Source organism: uncultured Bradyrhizobium sp. (genome assembly GCF_947648125.1).
Taxonomy (GTDB): Bacteria; Pseudomonadota; Alphaproteobacteria; order Rhizobiales; family Xanthobacteraceae; genus Bradyrhizobium.
On sequence record NZ_CANSMR010000001.1, the window covers coordinates 208,431 to 234,123 of the forward strand.

Below are 25,693 nucleotides of genomic sequence, written 5' to 3' on the forward strand. Positions count from 1 at the left end.
GGAAAGACAATGGTTTACGACCGCTATGAAACGCTGCGGATCGACGTGGACGCTCGCGGCGTCGCCACTGTGATCCTCAACCGCCCCGACAAGCACAATTCGATCAACGCAGCGCTGATCTCGGATCTCACCGATGCGACGACGGCCCTAGCCGAGGACAGGGCGGTGCGCGTCGTGGTGTTGACTGGGGCGGGCAAGAGCTTCTGTGCGGGGGGCGACTTCAACTGGTTCGCTTCGAACGTGCAAAAGAGTCGCACGGAACGGGTGGAGCAGAGCGCTTCGCTCGCTCGACTCCTGCGCCGCCTGGATACGCTGCCCAAACCGCTGATCGGGCGCATCAATGGCCCGGCCTATGGCGGAGGCGTTGGCCTGATGTCGGTGTGCGACTACACGCTCGGCGCCGAGGGCGCGAGGTTCGGCCTAACCGAGGTGCGGCTCGGTCTCTTGCCCGCCAACATCTCTCCCTACGTGGTGGCGCGCATCGGCGCGGCAGCCTCGCGCGAAACGATGCTCTCGGGGGCATTCTTCGATACCGCGCGGGCCGAGCGGATCGGGCTTCTGACCGAGGTGGTGGCCCCCGGGGCGCTGGATGAGGCGGTCGAGCGCATTGTTGATGCTCATCTGCAGGCCGCGCCCGGGGCAGTGGCCGACACCAAGCGGCTGATCGCCTATGTCGCGGGACACGATCTCGACGACAGCATGATCTATACCGCCGACCGTCTTGCCGATGCCTGGGAAACCGAGGAAGGCATTGAGGGGATCGACAGCTTCCTTAGCAAGAGCGCGCCCTCATGGCGTGTGAAATGAGCTTCTCCCGCGTCCTGATTGCCAACCGGGGTGAGATCGCCCGCCGTATCCAGCGTTCCTGCCGGAAGCTGGGGCTGGAAAGCGTGGCCATCTTCTCCGAAGCTGACCGCGATGCGCCCTTCGTGGCCGAGGCCGATCATGCCGTCTGCATCGGTCCGGCCGCCGCGGCGCGAAGCTATCTGAACATCGATGCTATTCTTGAGGCGGCACGCGCCACCGGGGCGGGTGCGATCCATCCAGGCTACGGCTTTCTGTCCGAGAATGCCGAATTCTCCGCACGGGTCGAGGCAGCCGGGCTGGTCTTCGTCGGACCGTCACCGCAGGCCATCTCGCGGATGGGCTCGAAGATCGAGGCCAAGGCCGCAGCGGAGGCCGCGGGCGTGCCGGTGTTGCCGGGCTATCGCGGCGCCGATCAATCTGACGATCGGCTTCTCAAGGAGGCGCAGGCGCTCGGCGTGCCCTTCCTGGTCAAGGCCAGCGCCGGCGGCGGCGGGCGGGGAATGCGCCTTGTCACCAGTCTCGGCGCGGCAGGCGAGGCCATCGCCGCCGCGCGGGCCGAGGCGAAGAGCGTCTTTGGCGATCCGGCGGTATTCTTGGAGCGCTACGCGCCGCGCGCCCGCCACGTCGAAGTGCAGGTGCTGGGCGACGCGAATGGCTATGTGCTGCATCTGGGCGACCGCGACTGTTCGCTCCAGCGCAACCACCAGAAGCTGATTGAGGAAGCGCCCGCCCCGGACATCCCCGACGCTTTGCGCTCAGCCATGTACGATGCCGCAGTCCGGCTGGCGCGGGGCATTGGCTATCGCTCGGCGGGCACGGTGGAATATCTGTACGACCCCGTGCGGGCCGAATTTTATTTCCTGGAGATGAACACCCGGCTTCAGGTGGAGCATCCAGTGACGGAGGCCGTCACCGGTATCGACCTGGTGGAGTGGCAGTTGCGTATCGCGCGTGGCGAGGCGCTGGGGTTTGCGCAGGGGGACGTTTCGTTTGATGGCCACGCCATCGAGGTCCGCCTTGCCGCGGAGAACCCGGCCGAGAATTTCCGCCCCGAAACCGGTACGATCACGCTCTGGGCGCCTCCGAGAACCGTGCGGCTCGACAGCGGGGTCGAAGAGGGATCGGTCGTGGGGCATCACTACGATTCGATGCTCGCCAAACTCATCGTCCACGCCCCTGACCGCGCTCAAGCCATCCGGCGAACGGTCGAGGCGCTCGATGCCTTCGCGGTCGGTGGGGTTGGTGTCAACCTGGCCTATCAGCGAGCGCTTCTCACCCATCCCGACTTCGCCTCCCTGAGACACCACACCGCGGCACTGCCCGAAATGTTCCCCGGCGGCTGGACCGCCCCGGTGCCCGACGACCAAACCCGCGCTTTGGCCGCGCTGGCCTTGCACCTGCATCTTGCACCGGCGCCGGACACTCCTTGGCAGAGCCTCGGCGCCTGGCGGGTGACCAGCAATGCGGGGCGGACGGGCGCGGCCTGTTACTGGAGCGATGACGACGCTCCGATTAGGGTCGCCGGGCAGCGGGCGCGGCTAGAGGTGATCCTGCCCGACGGCACCAGAATTGACGTCGAGGATGCGCGCCTGACCGCGCAGCGTCTCACAGGGCGGACGCGCTGTCGCCCCTTCACCCGCCAAGGCCATGTGCTGCGGTCAGGCGACCGCTGGCAGATCTATCTATCCACGCCAGATGGCACGATGATGGTGCCACTTCGCACCCTCGAGGACCAGCATCTTCAACGCGCCTTCGGCGCGGCCGGCGGGGCCGACACACTCAGCGCTCCCATGCCAGGTGCTGTGGTCGAGATCCGCGTGACACCCGGCGACCGGGTAAGCAAGGGTGAGACGCTGGTGGTACTCGAAGCGATGAAGCTCTTGCAAAGCCTGCCTGCGCCCGTCGCAGGCGTGGTAGCCGAGATCTATTGCGGGTCGGGCGACACAGTCGCCGGTGGCGCGCCCCTTGTGAGGATCGATCCGGAGGACAAAATATGACACGACACGAAACCATCGACGCGCCCACCGGCCCGTTCGGCGAAGATCTCGAAATCATCCGCGCTCAACTCCGTCGCTTTATTGAGACCGAGGTGAAACCCAGGGGCGAGTCCTGGGAAGCGCAAGGCATGGTCCCGCGCGAGGTGCTGTGCCAGATGGGCGCGCTTGGCGTTCTCGGCATGCGCTATGACGAACAGTATGGTGGCGCCGGGCTCGACGTGATGTCGAGCGTGATGCTGGCCGAGGAGGTCGGCCGGTCCACGTTCGGTGGCTTCTCGGCCACGGTGCTGGTGCATACCGACATGGCCTCGCCGCATTTGGAGAACGCCGGCACGCCCGGGCAGAAGGCGCGCTGGATGCCCGGCATCACCGCGGGCAAGACGATCACCGCCGTCGCCATAACCGAACCCGGCGCAGGCTCGGACGTGGCCGGCATGCGCACCCGTGCGGTACAGGACGGGTCCGATTGGGTACTGAACGGCACCAAGATGTTCATTACCAACGGCGTTCATGCAGATCTGTACTTCGTCGGCGCAAAAACCGACCCCAACGCCAGGGGCTCGCGCGGAATCACCATGTTCGCAGTCGAAAAGGGCACCAAGGGGTTTTCCGTGGGCCGTGCGCTGAACAAGACCGGCTGGCTCTGCTCCGACACGGCCGAGCTGATTTTTGACGACGTGCGGGTGCCGGCCGAGAACGTGTTGGGCGAAGTCAACAGAGGCTTCTACTCGGTCATGAAGAACTTCCAAAACGAACGCATCGTTCTGGGCGCGATGGCCTGCGCCGAGGCGCAGACGGCGCTCGACATGACCGTGGCCTATCTCAAGCAGCGCAGGGCCTTCGGCGGCGTGCTGTGGGACAAACAGGCGGTTCGTCAGCGATTAGCCAGTTGCCAAACCCGGATCGAGGCGGGTCGGCAGCTCATCTATCACGCAGCGCGGCTCGACCGAGCTGGCGTTGAATGCGTACGTGAGGTTTCGATGGTGAAGGCTTATTGCGGCGAGCTGGTCAACAGTGTGCTCTATGATTGCGTGCAGTTCCACGGCGGCATGGGCTACATGCGCGAAACCCCGGTCGAGCGCATGTCGCGCGACGCTCGTGTGCAGGCGATCGGCGGGGGGGGCGACCGAGGTGATGCTCGAAGAGGTCGCCAAGCGCATGTGACTCGTGAGTTGAGACCCGAACAAGAGTGCCGCCATGCTGAACGCTTCCAGGACGCCTCGCGGCGGCTGCACCGGTGCCGATGGCATCCTGGAGAGCATGTGCGCGCGTCGCTGTCTTGATCGCCCAGATGCCGATGTCCTTCACCGCTGAGAAAGCGCAAGGCCTCCCCAAATCGTATTGAAATCGCGCAGCGTTCAGCGGGCAAGCCATTCGACCGCAGCGGCTTGCATGTCATTCTAACATACGTTAGATTTTGGGTGGATCAAGGACAACAGTCCGATCCGCGCTTGGGAGGGAATCCATGTCAGACGCAGGTTACGGGTTTGCTCGCGCCAAATTGCGCGACCAGCCAACGGTCTTTGCGAACCGGCTCTTCTCGGGAAAGGGAGTCGTCGTCACCGGTGCCGGAGGCGGACTGGGCCTCGCGATCGCGACACTCTTCGCACGACTTGGCGCTGATCTGGCCATCAACGGCCGAAACCCCGAGAAACTTGAAGATGCCGCGGGATTTCTGCGTAGCTTTGGTGGCCGGGTGTTGGCGCATCCCATGACGATCCGCGATCCCGCACAGGTGGAGGATTTTGTCGATGCGGTGGAAGATAAGTTCGGTGGGTTCGACATTGTGGTGAACAACGCCGGCGGTCAGTTTCCGCAGCCGGCTCTCAACTATACGCCGAAGGGCTGGAACGCTGTCATTGACACCAACCTGAACGGTACCTGGTGGATGATGCAGGCCGCGGCCCGCAACTGGGTCAAGACCGGACGTCCCGGCGCCATCGTGAGCATTGTCGCGGATATTTGGCGCGGGATGCCGGGAATCGCGCACAGCTGCGCTGCGCGCGCCGGAGTCATCTACTTGTCGAAATCGCTGGCCGTGGAATGGGCGCCGCATGGGATTCGCGTCAACTGCGTAGCGCCAGGGTGCTGCGAAAGCACTGGGTTTGCGAGATACCCGAAGGAGGGGGCAGCGACCTTTCAGGAGGCGAACCCGATGCGCCACGCGGGGGACGAATGGGATGTCGCCGAGGCAGTCGTCTATCTGGCCGCGTCTTCCGGCAAGTTCATTACGGGCGAAGTGTTGACGGTGGACGGCGGCCAGCAGCTGTGGGGCGATCCTTGGCCGACCGGGCGGCCAGACTACTTCCGTATCGCGTGACCATTGAGAACGAGGCGTTGAAGCGATGGGAATGACATGACAAGCAGTCACTCTCTGCAAAATCTGCATCCCGCAGCTGGCCCCGTGCTGGAGTGCCGGGGGATCGAGCGCCGGTTCGGCGGCATCGTCGCCGTTACGGGTGTGGATTTCAGCATTTCCAGAGGGGAGATCTTCGGACTTGTTGGTCCGAATGGGAGCGGGAAAACGACCGTAACCAACGCAATTACGGGCTTCTATCCGCCGAACAAAGGTTCGATCCATCTCGATGGCAAGGACATTACCGGCACCTCGCCGCACCGGGTCGCCAAGCTCGGGGTCGCCCGCACCTTCCAGAACTTGGCGCTCTTCAACGGCATGAGCGTGCTCGAAAACATCCTGCTTGGACGGCACATCTACATGAAGCCCGGAGTTCTGCCCACCGCGCTCTACTGGTGGATCGCGCAGCCTGAGGAAATCCGAAACCGCGAAATCGTTGAGGAAGTGATCGAGTTTCTCCAACTCGAGAGCATCCGCAACGAACTCGTGGACGGCATCCCGATCGGTCTCAAGAAGCGGGTAGAACTAGCGCGGGCGCTGGTCGCCGAGCCTCGCCTTCTCATCCTGGACGAGCCGATGGCCGGCATGAATCAGGAGGAGAAGGGCTACATGGCCCGCTTCATCTTGGATGCGAGGGCAGAGCGGGGCGTGAGCGTCCTGCTGATCGAACACCACATGGACGTCATCACCGGCATCTGCGATCGGATGCTGGCGCTGAACTACGGCGAGATGATTGCCAGCGGCGTCCCGAAGGAGGTCGTCAAGGATCCCCGCGTCGTCGAGGCTTACATCGGGGGGGCACATGGCTGAGTGCAGACACAGCCTGACGATAACCGGAGAAACCGTCGCGTCGATCCTGATGCGGAACGCATCCCAGCACGGCGCAGATGTCGCCATGCGTGAAAAGGAGCGCGGGATCTGGAAGGCTACGACATGGGCTGAATATGCGGAACAGGTGCTGGCCTGCGCTGCTGGGCTCAACGGACTCGGCGTGAAAAAGGGTGACGCCGTGCTGATCCTTGGCGACAACCGCGTGCGCCTCTATTGCGGGATGGTGGCGCTGGCCACACTCGGTGTCTACGCAATGCCCGCCTACCCAGGCACGACGCTCGAAGAGCTCCAGCATTTTGTGGACGAAGCGAAGATCGTGGCCGCGCTCGCCGAGGACCAGGAGCAAGTGGACAAGATTCTGGAACTGCGTGGCGCCGGAGCTGCGCAGTTGAAGTACATCGTCTATGACGATGGCCGGGGCCTCGGCTTCTACGAAGCGCCGGGGCTGATGTCATGGGAGCATCTCATCGAGATCGGCAGCCACTGTCTCAATGATGCGCCGGGGTTGCGCGACGACCTGCTCGGCCGTGCCAAGCCTGACGATCCGGCGGTGTTCCTGCATTCGTCAGGCACGACAGGCAAACCCAAGGGTGTCGTTCTTAGCCAGAAGAATGTGCTCGCGGCAGCCCGGAACGGTCACGCCGCGGGGGCCTTCGATTTTGGAGAGGAGGTGCTGGCCTATCTGCCGATGGCCTGGGTGGGCGATTATGCAATCACCGTGGCCGCCGCGCTTCTGCTGCGCTTCACCGTCAACGTGCCCGAACGACAGGAAACCGTGCTGCGCGATATGCGCGAGATCGCGCCGACCTTCTATCTGGCCGCCCCGCGCAGCTGGGACAACGTGTTGACCGCTATCCAGGTCAGCATCGAGAATTCGACGCCGCTAAAGAAGCATCTCTATCACTTCTTCATGGACCGGGCCATCGCCGCCGAGCGGCGCAAGCTCGACGGCATGAGCGGTGGCGCGCTGGAGTCTCTTGGCCGTTTTATCGGCGAGATGCTGATTTTCGGCCCGATCAAGGACCAGTTCGGCATGAGCCGTGTGAAGAACGGCTTTACCGGCGGTGAGGCGATCGGAGAGGATACGTTCGTCTTCTATCGGGCGCTCGGTATCAAGCTTCGACAACTCTACGGGCAGACCGAGAACAGTGCTATCAATGCGATCCAGGCAAACGACGAAATCCGTCTCCACACCGTCGGTAAAGCCGCCCCCGGGGTCGAGGTGACAATTGCCGACAACGGCGAAATCCTGCTTCGGGCGGACAGCGTCTTTGCCGGATACTACGACGACCCCAACGCTTCGGCCAAAGCCCTCGCGGGCGGTTGGCTGCATACGGGCGATGCCGGCTATCTCGAGAACGACGGCCATCTTGTCGTGCTGGGTCGCGTCTCGGAAGTAATGCACACCAAAAGCGGGGAACGATATGTGCCCAATTATATCGAGAACCGCCTGAAGTTCAGCCCCTACATAAAGGACGCGGCCGTGATCGGCGCCGGCCGCGACGAACTGACGGCCATGGTGTGCATTGATTTCGATGCCGTGGGGCACTGGGCCGAAAGGAATGGCGTGCCCTATGTTTCCTATGCGGACCTGTCGCAGCGCGAAGAGGTGGCCGTGCTGCTGCGCCAGGCATTTCTGCGCGTGAACAACTCCCTTTCCGAGCCCCTTCAGCTCAAACGGTTCGTCAGTCTGCACAAGGAATTCGATCCTGACGACGGTGAGATCACGCGCACCCGCAAATTGCGCCGAACGGTCGTTGAGGAGAGATATCAGAAGGTGATCGCGGCCCTCTATGACGGATCCAGGAAGGTCCACGTCAGCGCTATTGTGACCTATGAGACAGGCGACAGGGGAACGGTCGACCGCACCCTTCCTATCAGGGAGGTTTAGATGGAACTGGCTTTCCTGGCCGAGCTCACGGCAAATGGAGCTCTCACCGGACTGCTCTACTCGCTGTTCGCGATCGGTCTCGTGCTGATCTACAAAGCCTCGTCCGTGCCGAACCTTGCGCAGGGCGCGCTCACCATGGTGGGAGCCTATCTCGTGTTGGCACTCGCTCGCGATGCCGGGCTCCCGCTCTGGGCGGCGATTCCGCTGGCTGCCGTCGCGATGTTTGGTCTCGGTATGGGGATCGAGCGGGTCGCGTTGCGCCGGCTTGCGGGGCGGCCGATCGTGATGATTCTCATGATGACCTTGGGGATCGATATCTTCCTGCGCGGCACGACGCTCGCGATCTGGGGTGGCACCTCTCGCTCCTTCGATCTGGGCGTCAGTTCCGACCCTCTCTTCCTCGGCGACATCCTGATCAGCCGCATCAACCTGGTCGGCGCTGCCGCGGCGGTCTTGTTGTTCGTGGTCTTCGTCATGTTCTTCCGGACACGCCTGGGTACCCGCTTGCGCGCGATAGCGGACGATTACATGGCCTCTTGGTCCGTCGGCATTTCGGTCGAGCGCGGCGTGGGCCTGTCCTGGGGGCTCGCTTCCATCGTCGCGGTAGCGGCGGGCATCATATGGGGCGAGATTCAGGGCGTCGATCAGTCCCTGTCGCTCCTGCTGCTCAAGGGGCTCACCGTAGCTGTTCTGGGTGGTCTGGACAGCATATTCGGCGCGATGCTCGCCGGGCTCATTCTGGGCATCGTCGAGAATGTGGGATCTACCTATCTGGATCCGCTCGTCGGAGGAGGCAGCCGTGACCTGATCGTGGCCGCAGTGCTCATCCTGACTGTCATGGTTCGACCCCACGGTCTGTTTGGCCGTCATGATATCGAAAGGGTTTGACGCGATGTTTTACCGGTTATCTGGTGTACATCACGCCAGCTACATGTCCGACAGTCGGCTCTACAAGATTCCGGCCGACAGGAATCTTGCATTATTCTTCTTGGCGCTCGGCCTGGCAGCGCCGTTCCTTTTCGGATCGCTGTACCTCAACAGCTATGTATTGCCGTGGCTTGTTTGGACCGCGGCGGCGCTCGGGCTCAACATGGTGACAGGTTGGGCTGGCCAACTGCATCTCGGCTATGCGGCGGTGATGGCCGTGGGCGCGTATTCGGCTGTCCACGCGGCCAAGTTCGGAGTGCCCTGGGAATTCGCGCTCTTGATCGGTGGAATCTCCGCCTCGGTCATTGGCAGCCTGTTCGCATTCGCGGCCCTGCGGGTGAAGGGCCTCTATCTGGCTTTGACCACGCTCGCGATGCAGTTCGTGATGGATTGGGTTCTAACCCATTCGCCAACGATCTCGGGTGGTTCGCATGCGTCGCTGCAGGCACCCACATTCGCTCTTCTGGGTCAGAAGATTACGTCGGATACCGGCCTGTACTATGTCGCTTTCGGTTGGTGCCTCCTCGTCACAATCTTCATGCTGAATCTGCGCCGGACCGGTCTAGGCCGCGCGCTTGTGGCCGTCCGGGAGAAGGACTATGCGGCGGCCGTTCTCGGCGTGAACAGCTTCTACTACAAGTTCGTAGCCTTCGCGACCTCCTCCTTCATCGGCGGTGTCAGCGGCGCGATCCTTGTTGCCACATTCTTTTTCCTCGCCGCGCCCGAGCAGTTTTCGGTCGCTGTGTCGATCCAAGCTCTGGCCATGATCATTGTCGGCGGCCTGGGCAGCATCATAGGCACCTATTTTGGCGTTGCGCTCATCTTGTTGATGCCCAGCATCGTCAACGGGATCGTAGCAGGAGGAGCGTCGACGCTCGGGCTGAAACTGAACGTCGAATCGCTGGCCCATATTCCGAACGCGGTCTACGGCGCCCTCATCATCATTATCCTGATGATCGAGCCGCTTGGGCTGGGCAAGCTTTATGGCAACATTCGAGATTACCTGATCTTGTGGCCCTTTGACCAACTTAAGAAGTAGGCAGCAGATGACCCCGGCTCCCGACAAAGAAGCGGCCAAGATCCTGTCGACGAACAGTATTGAGGTCCTCTACGACAACGTCATGTTAGCGATCAAAGGAGTTTCCATCCAAGTTCCGAAAGGTGGGATGGTGGCGTTGCTCGGGTCCAATGGAGCCGGAAAGAGCACGACGTTGAAGGCAATCAGCGGCCTTCTCAAGGCCGAGCGTGGACGTGTTAGCCGGGGCGAGATTAGTTTCGAAGGCACGCTGATCACCGATCTTCCCGCGCAACAGCGTGTGGAGATGGGGATTTGCCATGTGATCGAAGGCCGTCGTGTTTTCGAGCACTTGACGCCCGACGAAAATCTCGACGCGGCTGCGCCGATGTCGATGACACGGGCGACCCTGAATGCGGAGAAGCAGAAGATCTATGAATATTTCCCGCGCCTGGCCGAACGGAAGAACTCCCAAGCGGGATATCTCTCAGGCGGCGAGCAGCAAATGCTGGCGATCGGCCGCGCGTTGATGACCCAGCCGCGGTTGCTGATGCTCGATGAACCTAGTCTGGGCCTGGCACCTTTCTTGGTAGCCGAAATCTTCAACATCATCAAGAAGATCAACAAGGTTCACGGGCTATCGGTTTTGCTGGTCGAGCAGAACGCATTGGCCGCCCTAGAGATCGTGTCCGACGGTTATCTTATCGAGAACGGTCGCGTCGTCATGCATGACACCGCGCAAGCCCTGAAATCGAATTCCGACATTCAGGAATTCTATCTTGGCGGAGGTTCAGCCACAAACTTCCATGACATCAAACACTACAGTCGGCGCAAACGTTGGCTGAGTTGACGCGGCTAAATTCAAGACAGACTGGGAGAATGAAATGCAATCAATCGGAAGACCACTGTTTTTGGCCTTACTAGCCGCCGGACTTATGTCGGTGCCCGCCGAGGCGGCCGATCCCGAACCGTTCAGAATCGGTGTTTGCTACGATCTGAGCAAGGCCTACACCTTCGCTACGCCGCAGGTCTCGCAGGCAGCCCTCGATCTCGCCGATCTCGTCAACCTGAAAGGCGGGATCGATGGGGCGCCGGTGAAGGTGATCGTGCGCGACCATGGCAACGAGCCGCAGCGAGGGGTGGAATGCTATGAACAGCTCAAGCGCGAGGGCGTCTTCGTCTTCGACACCCTTTCCACCCCGGTTTCGATGGCGATCTTGCCGCGTGCGATGAAGGATCAGCGCATCCTGATGCAATCGCTCGTCGGCCGGGGCGACGCCGTTGACGGTACGGTGTTCAAATGGGTTTACCCCGTTGGCCCGACGTATTGGGGGCAGGCGGCCAACGACATCGCCTACATCAAGCAGCTGCACGACGGAAATCTTTCGGGCGTGAAGGTCGGCTTCGTCTACTTCGACTATCCCTTCGGTCAGGAGCCGATCGAGATTCTCAAGACGCTGTCCGAAAAGGAAGGATTCGAGTTGATCCTTTATCCGGTTCCGTTGCCCGGGAACGATCAGGCAGGCGTGTGGTCGAAGGTGCGCCGGGACAAGCCCGATCACATTATCAGTTGGATGCTCGCGGGGGCGCATGTAGTTGCAGCAAAGGAAATGAAGCGCAACGGCATCCCTATAGAGAAATACATCTCGGTCAATTGGTTGAACGAGGTCGATATTGCGAACATTGGCGCGGAGGCAGCGAAGGGAATTAAGCGCGGCACGAATGTTGTCGGCGGTCAGAATGTCGCGCTCTATAAAGAGATCATGGCCGAAATTTACGACAAAGGGAAAGGCAATGGGCCAGTCGAGAAAACCCGGGACGTCCTCTATAATACGGGCCTTGCGATGTATTCGATCGTGTTCGAAGCCGCGCGTAAGGCGGTCGCTATCCACGGCCACCCGATCACCGCCGAATCCTACAAGGCCGGGCTAGAGAAGATCGAGAATTATGACGCTAGTGGCCTGATGGCGCCCATCACCGTGACGGCGGATGATCACGGGGGTGGCGGGCGTACGCGCATCGAGATGTGGGACGGCAAGACCTGGGTTCCGCAGACCGATTGGCTTGCCAGCTACCAGAACATCGTCTGGCAGGTCGTGAAGGCCAGCTCTTCCAGGTTCAAGGGCAATTGACGTGGCAAGCGCATCAGCCGCGCCAACAACAACTGATCGACGGGCTAATAGAGCAGGCAAACAATAGGAAACTGGAGGTTCAACGTGACTATTCATCGCACGATAAAGGCCCTGACTGTCGCAACCCTTCTCGGGATGGCAGGTCAGACCGCCTCGGCCCAGGAAGCTATCCGTATCGGTGCATGCCTCGATCTCAGCAAAGCATACACCTTCGTCTCGCCGCAGGTGGCTCAGGCAGCTCAGGATCTCGCCAAGTATGTGAACCAGAGCGGAGGCATTGGCGGTCATCCGGTCGAAATCATCGTCCGGGACCACGGTAACGAGCCGCAGCGCGGTGTGGAATGTTACGAACAGCTCAAGCGTGAGGGCGTGTTCATCTTTAACTTCCTCTCGACTCCCGTGACCAACGCAGTGCTGCCGCGTGCGATGAAGGATGGCAACATCGTGATGCAATCCTTCGTCGGCCGTGGGGATGCCGTGGACGGGGAAGTTTTCAAGTGGATATTCCCCGTGGGCCCCACCTATTGGCAGCAAGCAGCCAACGATGTCGCCTTTATCAAAGGCCGGTTGGGTGGCAAGCTGACCGGCGCCAAGATCGGTTTCATTTATCTCGACTATCCCTTCGGTCAAGAGCCGATCGAAGTTCTAAAAACCCTTTCCAAGGCCGAGGGTTTTGATCTGAAGCTCTATCCAGTGCCTCTCCCAGGCAGTGACCAAGCGAGCGCTTGGACGCAAATGCGCCGCGACAAGCCCGACTACGTGATCAGCTGGATTCTTGCCGGCGGACACGTCGTGGCTTTCAAGGAGATGAAACGTAACGGCTTCCCGATCGACAAATACCTGTCGGTGAACTGGCTGAATGAGGTCGACATCAGGAATATCGGTGACGAAGCGGCCAAGGGAATCCTTCGAGGCACCAACGTTGCGGGCGGCCAGGAAGTACCACTCGTCAAGACCTTGCTCGAGAACCTGTATTCCAAAGGCCAGGGTAGCGGACCGGAAACGTCGGTGCGCGATGTCTACTACAACACAGGCTTGGCTATCTACGCCCCAGCCTTCGAGGCTGCTCGAATTGCAATAAAGAAATACGGCTGGCCGCTGAACGCTGAAAAGATGAAAGATGGATATGAATCCATTAAAAACTTTGACGGCAGCGGCGTGATGTCGCCGATCACGGTGACCGCAAAGGATCACGGTGGCGGTGGCAAGACGCGAGTTGAGCAGTGGGACGGAAAAAGCTGGGTTCCGCTCAGCGACTGGAGCGCGGATTACACCGATGTGGTCTGGAAATTGATCAAGGAGAATTCGTCAAAATTCAAGGTTGAGTGACTGGGAGCGGCCTGCGCGCATCTCGAGTGCGCAGGCCCTGCCAGCGCTCAATGCTCGTCTCAAGACCAATACTTCAAGGATCAAGTAATGGAACCCAACCCGATCCAAGTGTCCGTAGACGGAGGTATCGCCACCGTCTGCATCAACCGGCCCCAGCGCAAGAACGCGCTGTCGATCGCTGCGGCGAACGGGTTGACTGATTCATGGGAGCGGATCGAGGCCGACGATACGGTTAGAGTTGCGATCCTGACTTCGGCAGACTGCGGCGTGTTCAGCGCAGGTCTCGATCTGAAGGAAGCAGCCGAGATAGCGCGCCAGGAGGGCGTCGACATTCTCAGCAAGATGCGCGACCCGTTTCACGAAACGATGCGCGCCTGCCGCAAGCCGATCATTGCTGCAATGACTGGCTCTCTGATGGCCGGCGGGATGATGCTGACGCTGAACTGCGATTTGCGGGTCGGGCTCAAGGGAACCAAGGTCGGGATCACCGAAGTCAAGATCGGCCGTGGCTCGCCTTGGGCTGCGCCGGCGCTATCGATGCTTCCTCAGCCGATCCTGATGGAGATTGTCCTGACGGGCGATCTGATGCCGATCGAGCGCCTGCACGACTACGGCTTCACCAACTACCTCGAAGACACGCCTGACGCGGTGCGCGCCCGTGCCCGCGATCTCGCAACCCGCATCGCCAGAGGCGCGCCGCTGTCGGTGATCGCGGCCAAGGCCAGTGTGCGGGCGACGATGGATCTGGGGTGTGCCGGTGGGCTGGAAGAGGGCAAGCGTCTTCACGAGATCGTCTATGCCAGCCAGGACGCCGTCGAGGGGCCCCGCGCCTTTGCCGAAAGACGCGCGCCGGTCTGGCAGGGCAGATAGAGAACCTGCGATGACCGACCTGATGCGCATGGTCCGCGAAGGGCCCATCGGCATTTTGCGATTTGTCTGCCCCGCAATCCCCACAGTCTCGATCGTCGATGCGCTGATCCGTAAGCTCGATGAGGCGGAGCTGGATAGCACGATACGTGCGGTGGTCATGACAGGCGACGAGCATTTCTCAAGCGGCGGAGATCTGGTCGGCTTCCGCACCGAGACCGCCAAGGGCGGCCGCGCCACGCACGAACTGGTGGATCGCGTTCACAGAGGCGGGCGCGGGGCCAACAGGTTCCGCAAGCCACTCGTCGCGGCCGTCGACGGTGTTGCTTTTCAACGCCAGCATGAGTCTTGCCTTGTCTGCCGATGTCGTAGTCGCGGCCGAAGATGCGCGAGCCTGCGAGGTCTTTGCGCGGGTCGGCGGATGCCCCGACACTGGATCGAACTGGCTGCTGCAACAGCGCGCCGGGGCCGGGGTGGCGCGCCTGCTGGCGATGACAGGACGGGAGATTTCCGGCAAGACCGCGCGCGAGCTGGGCGTCGTCGAGGAACACGTGCCGGCCGAGAGGACCGAGGAAACGGCCATCGCCATTGCCCGCGAGATGGCCGCGCATTTGATGTATGGCAAAGAGATGGTCAAGCGCGTGATGCGCAGCACTGCCGTGTGTTCCTATACGAAGCGCTCGAAATCGAGCGTGACGCGCAGACTGCTCTGGCCCCACGATTTCTGCGAAGCGATGGAGACCTTCGAGCAAAAGCGTCCACCGCGTCTCCGCGATTGCTGACAGCATCCCGGAACATGTCAACTTGCCCAAGGAGAAACGCACGATGAAGGTGCTCGTGGCCGTCAAACGCGTGGTCGATTACAACGTCAAGGTCCGCGTCAAGGGCGATGGATCGGGCGTTGAACTCGCCAACGTCAAGATGTCGATGAACCCGTTCGACGAAATCGCGGTCGAGGAAGCGCTGCGCCTGAAGGAAGGCGGCAAGGCCACCGAGGTCGTTGTGGTGTCCATTGGTCCGGCGCAGGCGTCGGAAACGATCCGCACCGGTCTCGCCATGGGCGCCGACCGCGGCATCCTGGTGAAGGCCGACGGCAATGTCGAGCCGCTGGCGGTTGCCAAGATCCTGAAGAAGGTCGCCGACGAAGAGCAGCCGGGCCTGATCATTCTCGGCAAGCAGGCGATCGACGACGACTCGAACCAGACCGGCCAGATGCTGGCCGCGCTGCTCGGCTGGTCGCAGGCGACGTTCGCCTCCAAGCTCGAGGTCGAAGGGGCCGACTTCAAGGTCACGCGCGAGGTCGATGGCGGCCTGCAGACCGTGAAGCTGAAGGGACCGGCAATCGTCACCACCGATCTCCGCCTCAACGAGCCGCGCTATGCCTCGCTGCCGAACATCATGAAGGCGAAGAAGAAGCCGATCGCGGACAAGACCGTCGCCGATTACGGCGTCGACGTCGCCGCGCGTCTTGAAGTTCTCAAGACGACGGAGCCACCGGGCCGCAAGGCGGGCGTCAAGGTCAAGGACGTCGCCGAGCTGGTGTCGAAACTCAAGAACGAAGCCGGGGTGCTCTGATGACGACGCTTCTGATTGCCGAACATGAAGCTGGCGCCCTCAAGGACGCCACCAACAAGGCGCTGACCGCGGCTACAGCCCTCGGCGCCGACGTCCACGTGCTGGTGGCCGGCCAGAACGCCAAGGCTGCGGCCGACGCCGCCGCCAAACTGAACGGCGTGAAGAAGGTTCTGCTCGCCGAAGGCGAGCCTTACGCGCACGACCTCGCCGAGCCGCTGGCCGCGCTGATCGTCTCGCTCGCGCCCGCCTATGATGCTTTCGTCGCGCCCGCGACCTCGCGCTTCAAGAACGTGATGCCGCGCGTCGCGGCACTCCTCGACGTGATGCAGGTCTCGGAGATCATCAAGGTCGTCGCGCCCGACACGTTCGAGCGGCCGATCTACGCCGGCAACGCCATCCAGACGGTGAAGTCCAAGGACGCCAAGAAGGTCATCACCGTGCGCACCTCCACCTTTGCCGCAACCGGCGATGGCGGCAGTGCACCGGTGGACGCAGCTGGCCCGGCCGCCGATCCCGGCCTGTCCAGCTTTGTCGGCGAAGAGGTCGCCAAGAGCGATCGGCCTGAGCTCACCTCGGCCAAGATCATCGTCTCCGGCGGCCGCGCCATGCAGAGCCGGGAAAACTTTGCCAAGTATATCGAGCCGCTCGCCGACAAGCTGGGCGCCGGCGTCGGCGCCTCGCGCGCCGCGGTCGATGCCGGCTATGCGCCGAACGACTGGCAGGTCGGTCAGACCGGCAAGGTGGTGGCGCCCGAGCTTTATGTCGCGGTCGGCATTTCCGGCGCGATCCAGCATCTGGCCGGCATGAAGGACTCCAAGGTGATCGTCGCAATCAACAAGGATGAGGACGCGCCGATCTTCCAGGTCGCCGATTACGGCTTGGTGGCAGACCTCTTCCAAGCCATGCCCGAGCTGATCGAAAAGCTCTGAGCCGCCACCGGCGCGAACCGCTCTTTACCCCGTTCGAGCGGCTCGCCTGGATTGCCGACCTTGCATGAATGGCGAGACATCAACGGATCCGAGCACTCGCCGGACCACGCCTGCATCTCTTGCCCCGACCTGAAGCTCCTCGTATCGGGAGACAAGGTGCTTCCGAAAATCTCCCCGAACGTCCCGTGGTTTCGATCGAGCCTGATGCGGACCCAATCGAAAAGATCAAGCGGCAAGTCCCTGAAGATGTGCTCGTATTGCCCGCACACAGCGAGCCGTCCTGATCACGTCACGCGCGCGTGCCCGCATCCCGCATCGGCCAGGCGCGACGAAAAAGTGCGGCGACCGCCTGTTCCAGCGCAACCACAAGCAACCCCTGCAGCGGGCCTTCTTTGCTGATGTTCATGTGCACCTCGAACTCTCGAAATTTGGAGTTGCCAGAAATCTAACATCTGTTAGAAATAGAGGCGGAACCGCCGGGAAGTGCAATGCCGGGTTCTGCGGTGAGGGAGCAACAGTTTGAGAGTTCAGGAAGGGCCAGACACGGTCTTCCGATGCGAGCTAGCAGCGGGCAAAGTCGTTCTTCCCAAGTGCAACGCGTGCGGCCGTTTTCATTTTTTTCCGCGGGTGGTCTGTCCGCATTGTTACGGGACCTCGTTCGCATGGCGCGAGGCATCGAGCAGAGGCGAGATTCATACCACAACAATCATCCGGCGCCCGCCCGATCAGGGCGGCGATTACAACGTGTGTATCGTCGAACTGGAGGAAGGGGTCCGGATGATGAGCCGGGTTGAGGGGGTCGCGCCTTCCGACGTGAGGATCGGCATGGCGGTGACTGCCTACGCCGGAAAAATTGACGGCACACCCGCCGTGCTGTGCAGGCCTGAAGAGGGCTGAAGAGATGGAAAACAAGCTGCGCGGTAAATCTGCAATCGTCGGCACCGGACATGCCGGCTTTGGCGAGGCGCCGGGCCTGACGGCCTGCGACATCATGGCGGAAGCAGGTCTGGCGGCACTGGGAGATGCGGGGTTGAGACTGCCCGATGTCGACGGGCTCTTCTGCACGATGATGGAAGACAGCATGCCGGCGCTGATGGCGGCGGAATATCTTGGCATCCGCCCGCGTTTTGTCGAGGGCACGATGACCGGCGGCTCTTCCTTCGTGAACTACATCACCGCAGCCACGATGGCGCTCGAGGCGGGGCTGTGCGATGTGGCGCTGATCGTCTACGGCTCGAACCAGCGCAGTTCGTCGGGCAAGCTGGTCACGGCCTCGCGGCCGCCGCCCTACGAGCAGATGTATCGCCCGCGCTATCCGATCTCCGCCTATGCTCTTGCGGCGGCGCGGCACATGCATGAATTTGGCACCACGCGCGAACAGCTGGCCGATGTGGCAGTCGCCGCGCGGGCTTGGGCCAAGCACAATCCCGAAGCCTTCGCCCGCGGCGATCTGACACGCGAGGATGTGCTCGCTTCGCGCATGGTCAGCGATCCGCTGACCGTGCGGGATTGCTGCCTCGTCACCGATGGGGGCGGTGCGGTGGTGATGGTGCGGTCGGAGCGGGCGAGGGATTTCCCCAAACCGCCGGTTTACGTCCTTGCGAGCGCCGCCGAGAGCACGCATCGGCAGATTTCGCAGATGCCGGATTTCACCGTCACGGCAGCCAGGGAGTCGGGCGCGCGCGCTTTCGCCGCAGCCAGGGTGGCTCCGTCCGACATCGACGTGGTCGAACTTTACGACGCCTTCACCATCAACACGATCCTCTTTCTCGAGGACTTGGGCTTTTGCAAGAAAGGCGAAGGCGGCGCGTTTGTCGCTGACGGGCGGATTGCACCGGGCGGTGCGCTGCCGGTCAACACCAATGGCGGGGGGCTCTCCTGCGTGCATCCGGGTATGTACGGTATCTTCACCGTAATCGAGGCGACCCGGCAGATCCGAGGCGATGCGCCGGGACTTCAGATCGGCAATGTCGATCTGGCGCTCGCTCACGGCAATGGCGGCACGCTGTCGAGCCAGGTGACAGCGATTCTGGGTTCAGGGAACACCTTGTGAAACGACCGGAGAGGCAAGGCGATGCCACTCGATTATAAGGCTCTGTCGAACTGGGAATTCGAAGACATCACCCAGACCCTCACCGAACGCGACACCATGCTCTACGCGCTCGGTCTGGGCTTTGGTGAGGACCCGACCGATGAAAAAGAACTGGCCTATGTCTATGAGGAAGGGCTATTGGCCGTGCCGTCAATGGCCGTGACGCTCGGCTATCCTGGTTTCTGGCTGCGTGATCCGCGGACCGGGGTCGATTGGAAGAAGGTCCTGCATGGCGAGCAGTGGCTGGACGTCTACAAATCGCTGCCGGTCAAAGGTGAGCTGATCGGCCGCACCAGGATCGATCAGATCTCCGACAAGGGCGAAGGCCGCGGCGCGGTGATCTATCTGAGCCGTGACATCATCGACGCCGCCAACGGCGAGACGCTGGCCAAAGTCTCGATGTCGACCTTCTGCCGCGGCGATGGCGGATTCGGCGGCGAAAACAAGCCGGGACCGACGCCTGCGGCTATTCCCGAACGCGAGCCCGACCATGTCTGCGATCTTGCGACGCTGCCGCGCCAAGCGTTGGTCTATCGCCTGTCGGGCGATTACAACCCGCTGCACGCTGATCCCAAGGTCGCTCGTGCGGCAGGATTCGAGCGCCCGATCCTGCATGGCCTGGCCACTTACGGGCTGGCGGCCCGCGCGATCCTGAAGACGCTGCTGGACTACAATGCCAGCCGCCTGACCGGGCTCGATGTGCGCTTCTCCGCCCCGGTCTATCCGGGCGAGACGGTGCGGTTCAATATCTGGCGCGAAGGCGACGGCGCGCGGTTCAGAGCTTCGGTCGCCGAGCGTCAGGTCGTCGTGCTGGACAACGGCACAGCCCGCTTCGCCTGAGGTTAGCTACCATGGCTCAGCCGCTCACCAACATCCTCGCGCTGGATTTCAGCGCCGCTACCGGCCGAGGCCGATTGCTGCTGCACGGTGGTCAAGTCCTCGACCGAGGCGGCATCCGACGACCATTTCGCCAAGCGGGGCGTATACGGCTGGCAGGTGCAAATTGGGACAGGTGCGTGCCCGCCCTGCCGCTACCGATCGTGCGGGCCTTTCGCGTGCCGCCTCCCGGGACGAGGCTGCGTCCGGTCTGGGCTGCCACAACCGCGATTTCGGACCGGCCGCCCCATGAGAGATGCCGCCAAGAACATTGACGCTGCCAAGGCGGCTCACTATTCTAACAATTGTTAGAATTGTCCCTTCCAGAAGGTGATTGTGATGACGGACTCCCAAAAAGAACTTCCGGAAGAGGCCGCAAGATACGTCGCGCCCACGCATTACGTCGACAGCGACAGCCCCGAAGTCCAGCAGTTCGTCGCCCGGGCCTTGCGCGATCTACCCGACGATGCATCCCAGACCGAAAAGGCGATCCGCCTGTTCGAAGCGGTGCGGGACGGTATCCGCTATGATCCCTACACCTTCGCCTTGGATGTCGATGCCTACCGCGCCAGCAGCATCGCCAAGGCGGACGCCGCATTTTGCGTGCCCAAGGCGATCCTGCTGGCGGCCTGCCTGCGCGCGGCCGGCATTCCCGCAGCGCTGGGATTCGCTGATGTGCGCAACCACCTGAACACACCGAAGCTGCAGGAGCTGATGGGCACCGACCTGTTCATCTATCACGGCTACGTGCAGCTCTGGCTCGACGGCAAGGCTTACAAGATCACGCCCGCATTCAATATGGAGCTGTGCGAGCGGTTCGGCGTCAAGCCGCTTGTCTTCGACGGCAAGAGTGACGCGCTGTTTCATGAGTTCAACGCCAACGATCAGCGGCACATGGAATATGTGAACGATCACGGGCTTTACGTTGACGCGCCGATGGAGGAATTCCTGCGCGTGTTCAAGAAGGTCTATCCCAAGCTCGAACGATTCAATCGCGAGCGCATCTCGCGCAGCGCCGAAGGGGTGGATGGCGGGTTTGCGGCAGCGGGCAAGGCCTCATGAAGTATCCCGAAGATTTCCAGCCGGGCCAGATCTACAGATTCCGCGCCCCGCAGCTGAGCAAGGAGGAGATCATTGCCTTTGCCCAGAAATGGGACCCGCAGCGGCTGCATACCGACGAGGCCTACGCAACTGGCATTCACGGCAGCCTGATCGCCTCGGGCTTTCAGACGATGCTGCAGGCGTTCAAACCGGTCGTACACGAAATGATGCCCGGGCTAGCCAATATCGGCGGGTTGGTTTTCAATTCGCCGAGATGGTCCCTGCCCAAGCCGCCCGGCGAGGCGCTGGACATCGAGCTGGAAGTCACTTCAGTTGTGCCCTCGAAGAGCAAGCCGGACAGGGGCGTGCTGACCTATACGCTCAGAGCCAAGAATCCCGCGAGACAGGTCGTGTTCACTGCCGATAGTCCGGTGATGATCAAGCGCCAGCCATCGGAGGAAAAATGAGCGACGCTTCACATCAGGATCAGGACGATCTCCGTCTATTGCGCGAAAGCGTCCGCACGCTGTTCGAGCGTGCGGGCGGCGTGGCCCGGGCGCGCAAGATCAGGGACGAAGCCGGCGGCTGGGACGCGGCCGTGATGACGGAACTGGCCGAGGCCGGCTTGTTCGGCCCCGCGGTGCCTGAAGAGGCTGGCGGCCTCGGCATGGGACTTGCCGCCGCCGGCATCATCGCCGAAGAAGCGGGCCGGGTGCTCGCGCCAGAACCTGTCGTTGCCTTGGTCGGGCTCGCAATTGGCCTCTTGCGCCGGCTCTGCCCCGATCATGCGTTTCTGCCCGCGGCGCTGACCGGCAGGATGGTCCTGGCAACGGCATGGCAGGAGCGCAACACCAAGAACCTCTCCGACGCCCTGTCCTGCCGGTTCACGAACCGAACTCTGACCGGAGCGAAATCCTGGGTCGCGGGGACGGCTGGTGCAAGCGGCATCCTCGTCGTGGCGGAGGCCGGCGGAGGACCGGTTCTCACTTTGGTCGATCTCGCCGCCAAGGGGGTTTCCATCGACAAACGCCGTCAGTCCGACGGCAGCATACTGGCCGAGCTACACCTGTCGGGCGCGCCTGCCGAGTTGCTCGCCGAAGGCCCGGCAGTCGCAAAGGCTCTCGCAGCCGCCGTCAGCGAGACAACGGCGCTTGCAGCCGCCGAGCTTGTCGGCGTCAGCGCCAGGGCGCTGGAGATAACGCTCGACTACATCAAGACGCGCGAGCAGTTCGACAAACCGATCGGATCGTTCCAAGCCATCCAGCATCGCGCGGTGGACATGCATGTCATGCAGGAGGTAGCCGAAGCGGGCGTGCGTGACGCGCTCGCCCTGATGGACGCCACCGAAGACCCGCACCTGCGCGCGCACCAGGCGAGCCGCGCCAAGGCCCGCGCCTGCACCGCGGCCAAGAAGATTACCCGCGAAGCGATCCAGCTGCATGGCGCCGTCGGCTACACCGACGAATTCGACATCGGGCTGTTTCTGAACCGGGCGCTAGTGCTGTCCGCCTGGCTGGGCGATGCGCCATATCATCGTCGGCGCTGGCTGGAGTCCCGCAAATTCGAGGAGGCCGCGCAATGACCGACTGGAACGCGATGAGCGATGCCGATTTCCGCCGCGAGATGCGCCAGTTCTTCGAAGCGGAATATCCCGAAGAGCTGCGCCACCTGCCACATCGGCCCAGATTTGCCGAGATCGAGCACTGGCACCGCAAGCTGCACGCAAACGGTTGGGTTGCGCCGGCCTGGCCCACTGAATATGGCGGCATGGGATTGAGCGCGTCCAAGCTGCTTATCTTCTACGAGGAACAGCAGCGTTGGGGTGTCAACCGAGGCCGCGACATGGGCGTGCAAATGGTCGGTCCGCTCATCATCAAGTTCGGTACCGAAGCTCAGAAGGCCTACTGGCTGCCCCGCATCCTGAGCTGCAAAGACATTTGGTGCCAGGGCTATTCCGAGCCGGGCGCCGGGTCCGATCTGGCGAACCTGCGCACGAGCGCCGTGATCAATGGCGACGAATTCGTCATCAACGGTCAGAAGATCTGGACCACGATGGCGCATGACGCCACCCATATCTTCATGCTGGTGCGCACCGATCCGAAGGCGCCCAAGAAGCAGCAGGGGATCAGTTTCATTCTCGTGCCGATGGACCAGCCGGGTATCGAGGTCCGCACGATCACTACCCTGGCGGGCGAGACTGAGTTCTGCGAGGTCTTCTTCGATGATGCGCGCACCCCGTTCGAAAACCTGGTGGGCGAGCTGAACAAGGGCTGGACCATGGCCAAGTCCCTGCTCAGTTTCGAGCGGGTGTTCATTGGCGCACCGAATCTGGCCCAAAACGCGCTTGGTCAGCTTGAAGTCTTCGCCCGGAGTTACGGCCGATTCGACGATCCGGTCTTTTGTGACCGGTTCGCTGAGGTCGCCCTCGATGTCGAGGATCACGCAGCGCTTTACGCGCGCTTCGCCGATCAGCTCAAGCGGGGCGAGACGCTGGGCGCGGATGTCTCGATGCTCAAGATCTGGGTGACCGAGACGTTTCAGAAGATCACCGAACTCATGATCGAGGCGGCGGGATCCGATGGGGCCACGTTGGGGCCGCTACAGGTCGGCAATGTCGGCGTCGATGTTCTGGCGAGCTTCTACAAGGCCCGACCGGCCACGATTTACGGTGGGTCGAACGAGATCCAGCGCAACATTCTATCGAAAGCAGTCCTAGGACTGCCTGGCTGACAATGAGGGAGGATTTTATCATGTCTGATCGTTACTCCAAATATGACAAGCTGAAGTTCGACTACCCGGCCGAGCGTGTGCTGCGCATCACCTTCGACCGGCCTGAGACGTTCAACTCGGTCGATGCCAAGACCCACACGCAGATGACCGACATGTGGGTCGACATCGACCGCGATCCCGACATCAACGCGGTGATTGTGACCGGTGCGGGCAAGGCGTTTTCGGCGGGCGGAGATTTCAGCCTGATCGAGAGCATGATCGGCAATTCGCACGGGATCATGAAGACGTGGAAGGAGGCCAAGGACCTTGTTTACAACATTATCAACTGCAACAAGCCGATCATCTCAGCGATCAATGGTCCAGCCGCTGGTGCCGGCTTGGTCGTCGGTATCCTGGCCGACGTGTCGATCGCCGGCAAAAAAGCCAAGATCGTTGACGGCCATCCGCGTCTCGGCGTTGCCGCCGGTGACGTCGCCGCGATCATCTGGCCGCTTCTGTGCGGCATGGCCAAGTCCAAATACTACCTGTTGACCTGCCGGCCGGTCTCGGGCGAGGAGGCTGACCGGATCGGTCTGGTGTCGATGTGCGTCGAGGATGACATTCTTCAGCAGACCGCGCTCGACATCGCCACCGAGCTTGCAAATGGCTCGCAGAGTGCGATCCGCTGGACAAAATACTCGCTCAACAACTGGCTCCGCCAGGCCGGGCCGATCTTTGACGCATCCACAGCCCTCGAAATGTTGGGTTTCATGAGTGAGGACGTAAAGGAGGGCGTCCTGTCACACCGCGAGAAGCGGGCTCCGAATTTCCGTAAGGATTGCCCGATCTGAATCGGGCGTACCAGGGGACACCGGAAGCAATGTCCATTGACATCTATCACGACATCGCCACCGCCTACAGCGCGGCAGCAATGAAGGCACCGGGACTGAAGGCGCGCTTCGATGCAGCTGGGTTCGACCCCGCCAAGGTTTCATCGCTGGCAGATCTCTCCCGTCTGCCGGTGATGAAGAAAGAAGAGTTGTTGAAGCTGCAAAGAGCGAACCCGCCTTTCGGCGGATTCCTCGCCGCCGATCTGAAGGACATAGCGCGCATTTATGTGTCGCCCGGCCCGATCTTTGAACCGGCGCTGCCAAGCGGCGGTGGTCATGGGCTGGACCTGCTGTTCCGGGCAGCGGGCGTAGGCGCGGGCGATGTGATCCTGAACACCTGGATGTACCATCTAGTGCCCGCGGGGCTGCTCTTTGATGAGGCCGCGCAGGCCGCGGGTGCCACCGTGATCCCCGGCGGGGTCGGCAATCGGGAATTGCAGGCCCAGATCATCGCGGAGACCGGCGTCACCTCGATCTGCGCTTCGACCGCGTTTTTTCTGACGCTGGCCGACACCGTCATCAAGACCTACGGCCGCGATGCCTGGAAAGTGAAAACCGCATTCCTGGGCGGAGAGATGGGCGACTGGATGGCCAAGCGCCGCCGGATCGAAGCCGATTATGGCGTCTCTACCTGGGCCGCCTACGCCACAGCTGACTTGGGGCTCGTCGCCTATGAGGACAGGGGCGAAGGCTATGTCGTGCATCCCGATCGGATCGTGCAGATCTGCGATCCTGTCAGCGGCGACCCCACGGCCCATGGCCAGCCGGGCGAGGTGGTGGTGACCGCGCGTCAAGCCGACTGGCCGATGATTCGCTTCGGCACCGGCGACAGTGCCCTTGCGCTGGAAAGCAATGATGACGGCAGCGTGCGACGGATCTCTGCCCTTCAGGGGCGGGTCGGCGCCGCAGTGAAGGTGCGCGAGATCTTCGTTTATCCACGCGCTGTCGAGGAAGTGGTGATCGCCACGCCCGGGGCAAAGGCGGCGCAGGCGGTAGCCACCCGAGAGAACGACCGCGACATGATTCGGTTGTCACTTGTTCTGGAAGATGGTGCCGACAGCGAGAAGGCCCAGGTCGCGGCACTGGAGGCTTTCAGGTTGCATGCCCGGATTCGCGCGGACGGGGTCACGATCGTCGATGCCCTGCCGGAAAACGCCGAGTTGATCATCAATAAAAAGGACGCCTGAACTTTCCAGACACACTGTTCCTTGCCCGAACCCCAACGCATGTCTGGAATTCTACTGTGATGTTTCGCGGTTCGATCTTTCCTTCAAGTCCGTACGCGGCCCTGTGCAGCAACATGGCGCCCGTCGGTTCAGAACCGCTGAGCCCGGTCAGGTTGCGACCGATGAGGGGATCAGCGTAGCGAGCGGTGTCTAGGTCTAGGGCAATTCTTTGGCAACGGCAGCGACGACCGCAGATCTGCTGG

Annotated in this window: 24 protein-coding genes and 1 pseudogene; all 25 read left to right on the plus strand. The window is 62.0% G+C overall.

The window, feature by feature from the left end; genetic code table 11:
* Positions 1 to 9 precede the first annotated feature (9 nt).
* The gene (locus Q0030_RS01020) at positions 10 to 807 is read left to right on the plus strand and encodes a crotonase/enoyl-CoA hydratase family protein (protein ID WP_298362188.1); all 798 of its coding nucleotides are present in this window, start codon (positions 10 to 12) and stop codon (positions 805 to 807) included.
* Positions 804 to 2,804: a biotin carboxylase N-terminal domain-containing protein gene (locus tag Q0030_RS01025; protein WP_298362191.1), complete on the plus strand. Its 2,001-nt coding sequence runs from the start codon at positions 804 to 806 to the stop codon at positions 2,802 to 2,804. Before Q0030_RS01020 ends, Q0030_RS01025 begins: the two co-directional genes overlap by 4 nt.
* A complete protein-coding gene (locus Q0030_RS01030; protein ID WP_298362195.1) occupies positions 2,801 to 4,087 on the plus strand; it encodes an acyl-CoA dehydrogenase family protein in 1,287 nt (428 codons plus the stop codon). Before Q0030_RS01025 ends, Q0030_RS01030 begins: the two co-directional genes overlap by 4 nt.
* A gap of 182 nt (positions 4,088 to 4,269) precedes the next feature.
* Positions 4,270 to 5,124, plus strand: a complete 855-nt coding sequence (locus tag Q0030_RS01035; RefSeq protein ID WP_298362198.1) for an SDR family oxidoreductase — start codon at positions 4,270 to 4,272, stop codon at positions 5,122 to 5,124.
* Between the two features lie 36 nt (positions 5,125 to 5,160).
* Positions 5,161 to 5,970 carry an ABC transporter ATP-binding protein gene (locus Q0030_RS01040; protein WP_298362202.1) on the plus strand — a complete coding sequence of 270 codons (810 nt, stop codon included), beginning with the start codon at positions 5,161 to 5,163 and terminating at the stop codon, positions 5,968 to 5,970.
* A complete protein-coding gene (locus tag Q0030_RS01045; protein ID WP_298362205.1) occupies positions 5,963 to 7,882 on the plus strand; it encodes an AMP-binding protein in 1,920 nt (639 codons plus the stop codon). Before Q0030_RS01040 ends, Q0030_RS01045 begins: the two co-directional genes overlap by 8 nt.
* A complete protein-coding gene (locus tag Q0030_RS01050) occupies positions 7,883 to 8,770 on the plus strand; it encodes a branched-chain amino acid ABC transporter permease (protein ID WP_298362208.1) in 888 nt (295 codons plus the stop codon).
* A 43-nt stretch (positions 8,771 to 8,813) separates the two neighbouring features.
* Positions 8,814 to 9,848 carry a branched-chain amino acid ABC transporter permease gene (locus Q0030_RS01055; RefSeq protein WP_298362211.1) on the plus strand — a complete coding sequence of 345 codons (1,035 nt, stop codon included), beginning with the start codon at positions 8,814 to 8,816 and terminating at the stop codon, positions 9,846 to 9,848.
* Between the two features lie 7 nt (positions 9,849 to 9,855).
* Positions 9,856 to 10,674 (plus strand): ABC transporter ATP-binding protein, encoded by an 819-nt coding sequence (locus Q0030_RS01060; RefSeq protein WP_298362214.1) that lies wholly within the window; start codon positions 9,856 to 9,858, stop codon positions 10,672 to 10,674.
* 34 nt (positions 10,675 to 10,708) lie between these two features.
* The gene (locus Q0030_RS01065; protein ID WP_298362216.1) at positions 10,709 to 11,956 is read left to right on the plus strand and encodes an ABC transporter substrate-binding protein; all 1,248 of its coding nucleotides are present in this window, start codon (positions 10,709 to 10,711) and stop codon (positions 11,954 to 11,956) included.
* Positions 11,957 to 12,040: 84 nt separating this feature from the next.
* Positions 12,041 to 13,285, plus strand: a complete 1,245-nt coding sequence (locus tag Q0030_RS01070; protein ID WP_298362219.1) for an ABC transporter substrate-binding protein — start codon at positions 12,041 to 12,043, stop codon at positions 13,283 to 13,285.
* Positions 13,286 to 13,372: 87 nt separating this feature from the next.
* The gene (locus Q0030_RS01075; protein ID WP_298362222.1) at positions 13,373 to 14,155 is read left to right on the plus strand and encodes an enoyl-CoA hydratase-related protein; all 783 of its coding nucleotides are present in this window, start codon (positions 13,373 to 13,375) and stop codon (positions 14,153 to 14,155) included.
* 28 nt (positions 14,156 to 14,183) lie between these two features.
* A pseudogene (locus Q0030_RS40525) lies at positions 14,184 to 14,420 on the plus strand (hypothetical protein); the annotation flags it as partial.
* A gap of 85 nt (positions 14,421 to 14,505) precedes the next feature.
* Positions 14,506 to 14,934, plus strand: a complete 429-nt coding sequence (locus tag Q0030_RS01085; RefSeq protein WP_298362227.1) for an enoyl-CoA hydratase/isomerase family protein — start codon at positions 14,506 to 14,508, stop codon at positions 14,932 to 14,934.
* Positions 14,935 to 14,977: 43 nt separating this feature from the next.
* On the plus strand, positions 14,978 to 15,727 hold the full coding sequence (locus tag Q0030_RS01090; RefSeq protein ID WP_298362230.1) for an electron transfer flavoprotein subunit beta/FixA family protein: 750 nt from the start codon (positions 14,978 to 14,980) through the stop codon (positions 15,725 to 15,727).
* On the plus strand, positions 15,727 to 16,656 hold the full coding sequence (locus Q0030_RS01095) for an FAD-binding protein (protein ID WP_298362233.1): 930 nt from the start codon (positions 15,727 to 15,729) through the stop codon (positions 16,654 to 16,656). The genes Q0030_RS01090 and Q0030_RS01095 overlap by 1 nt, the downstream gene beginning before the upstream one ends.
* A gap of 519 nt (positions 16,657 to 17,175) precedes the next feature.
* On the plus strand, positions 17,176 to 17,553 hold the full coding sequence (locus Q0030_RS01100; RefSeq protein WP_298362236.1) for an OB-fold domain-containing protein: 378 nt from the start codon (positions 17,176 to 17,178) through the stop codon (positions 17,551 to 17,553).
* A 4-nt stretch (positions 17,554 to 17,557) separates the two neighbouring features.
* Positions 17,558 to 18,709, plus strand: a complete 1,152-nt coding sequence (locus tag Q0030_RS01105; protein WP_298362239.1) for a thiolase — start codon at positions 17,558 to 17,560, stop codon at positions 18,707 to 18,709.
* A gap of 21 nt (positions 18,710 to 18,730) precedes the next feature.
* Entirely contained in the window at positions 18,731 to 19,588 is an 858-nt protein-coding gene (locus tag Q0030_RS01110; RefSeq protein ID WP_298362242.1) for a MaoC/PaaZ C-terminal domain-containing protein, read from the plus strand.
* A 375-nt stretch (positions 19,589 to 19,963) separates the two neighbouring features.
* Positions 19,964 to 20,686, plus strand: a complete 723-nt coding sequence (locus Q0030_RS01115) for a transglutaminase family protein (protein WP_298362245.1) — start codon at positions 19,964 to 19,966, stop codon at positions 20,684 to 20,686.
* The gene (locus tag Q0030_RS01120) at positions 20,683 to 21,132 is read left to right on the plus strand and encodes a MaoC/PaaZ C-terminal domain-containing protein (RefSeq protein ID WP_298362248.1); all 450 of its coding nucleotides are present in this window, start codon (positions 20,683 to 20,685) and stop codon (positions 21,130 to 21,132) included. Before Q0030_RS01115 ends, Q0030_RS01120 begins: the two co-directional genes overlap by 4 nt.
* On the plus strand, positions 21,129 to 22,247 hold the full coding sequence (locus tag Q0030_RS01125; RefSeq protein WP_298362251.1) for an acyl-CoA dehydrogenase family protein: 1,119 nt from the start codon (positions 21,129 to 21,131) through the stop codon (positions 22,245 to 22,247). The genes Q0030_RS01120 and Q0030_RS01125 overlap by 4 nt, the downstream gene beginning before the upstream one ends.
* Complete coding sequence (locus Q0030_RS01130) at positions 22,244 to 23,395, plus strand: acyl-CoA dehydrogenase family protein (RefSeq protein WP_298362254.1); 1,152 nt, start codon at positions 22,244 to 22,246, stop codon at positions 23,393 to 23,395. The genes Q0030_RS01125 and Q0030_RS01130 overlap by 4 nt, the downstream gene beginning before the upstream one ends.
* Positions 23,396 to 23,415: 20 nt before the next feature.
* Positions 23,416 to 24,225, plus strand: a complete 810-nt coding sequence (locus Q0030_RS01135) for an enoyl-CoA hydratase/isomerase family protein (RefSeq protein WP_298362257.1) — start codon at positions 23,416 to 23,418, stop codon at positions 24,223 to 24,225.
* A gap of 29 nt (positions 24,226 to 24,254) precedes the next feature.
* A complete protein-coding gene (locus tag Q0030_RS01140; protein ID WP_298362259.1) occupies positions 24,255 to 25,451 on the plus strand; it encodes a hypothetical protein in 1,197 nt (398 codons plus the stop codon).
* The last annotated feature ends 242 nt before the right edge of the window (positions 25,452 to 25,693 follow it).

Coding starts and splice junctions, on each gene's coding strand:
- Q0030_RS01020 (WP_298362188.1), top strand. CDS start 10: ATGGTTTACGACCGCTATGAAACGCTGCGGATCGACGTGGACGCTCGC.
- Q0030_RS01025 (WP_298362191.1), top strand. CDS start 804: ATGAGCTTCTCCCGCGTCCTGATTGCCAACCGGGGTGAGATCGCCCGC.
- Q0030_RS01030 (WP_298362195.1), top strand. CDS start 2,801: ATGACACGACACGAAACCATCGACGCGCCCACCGGCCCGTTCGGCGAA.
- Q0030_RS01035 (WP_298362198.1), top strand. CDS start 4,270: ATGTCAGACGCAGGTTACGGGTTTGCTCGCGCCAAATTGCGCGACCAG.
- Q0030_RS01040 (WP_298362202.1), top strand. CDS start 5,161: ATGACAAGCAGTCACTCTCTGCAAAATCTGCATCCCGCAGCTGGCCCC.
- Q0030_RS01045 (WP_298362205.1), top strand. CDS start 5,963: ATGGCTGAGTGCAGACACAGCCTGACGATAACCGGAGAAACCGTCGCG.
- Q0030_RS01050 (WP_298362208.1), top strand. CDS start 7,883: ATGGAACTGGCTTTCCTGGCCGAGCTCACGGCAAATGGAGCTCTCACC.
- Q0030_RS01055 (WP_298362211.1), top strand. CDS start 8,814: ATGTCCGACAGTCGGCTCTACAAGATTCCGGCCGACAGGAATCTTGCA.
- Q0030_RS01060 (WP_298362214.1), top strand. CDS start 9,856: ATGACCCCGGCTCCCGACAAAGAAGCGGCCAAGATCCTGTCGACGAAC.
- Q0030_RS01065 (WP_298362216.1), top strand. CDS start 10,709: ATGCAATCAATCGGAAGACCACTGTTTTTGGCCTTACTAGCCGCCGGA.
- Q0030_RS01075 (WP_298362222.1), top strand. CDS start 13,373: ATGGAACCCAACCCGATCCAAGTGTCCGTAGACGGAGGTATCGCCACC.
- Q0030_RS01090 (WP_298362230.1), top strand. CDS start 14,978: ATGAAGGTGCTCGTGGCCGTCAAACGCGTGGTCGATTACAACGTCAAG.
- Q0030_RS01095 (WP_298362233.1), top strand. CDS start 15,727: ATGACGACGCTTCTGATTGCCGAACATGAAGCTGGCGCCCTCAAGGAC.
- Q0030_RS01105 (WP_298362239.1), top strand. CDS start 17,558: ATGGAAAACAAGCTGCGCGGTAAATCTGCAATCGTCGGCACCGGACAT.
- Q0030_RS01110 (WP_298362242.1), top strand. CDS start 18,731: ATGCCACTCGATTATAAGGCTCTGTCGAACTGGGAATTCGAAGACATC.
- Q0030_RS01115 (WP_298362245.1), top strand. CDS start 19,964: ATGACGGACTCCCAAAAAGAACTTCCGGAAGAGGCCGCAAGATACGTC.
- Q0030_RS01120 (WP_298362248.1), top strand. CDS start 20,683: ATGAAGTATCCCGAAGATTTCCAGCCGGGCCAGATCTACAGATTCCGC.
- Q0030_RS01125 (WP_298362251.1), top strand. CDS start 21,129: ATGAGCGACGCTTCACATCAGGATCAGGACGATCTCCGTCTATTGCGC.
- Q0030_RS01130 (WP_298362254.1), top strand. CDS start 22,244: ATGACCGACTGGAACGCGATGAGCGATGCCGATTTCCGCCGCGAGATG.
- Q0030_RS01135 (WP_298362257.1), top strand. CDS start 23,416: ATGTCTGATCGTTACTCCAAATATGACAAGCTGAAGTTCGACTACCCG.
- Q0030_RS01140 (WP_298362259.1), top strand. CDS start 24,255: ATGTCCATTGACATCTATCACGACATCGCCACCGCCTACAGCGCGGCA.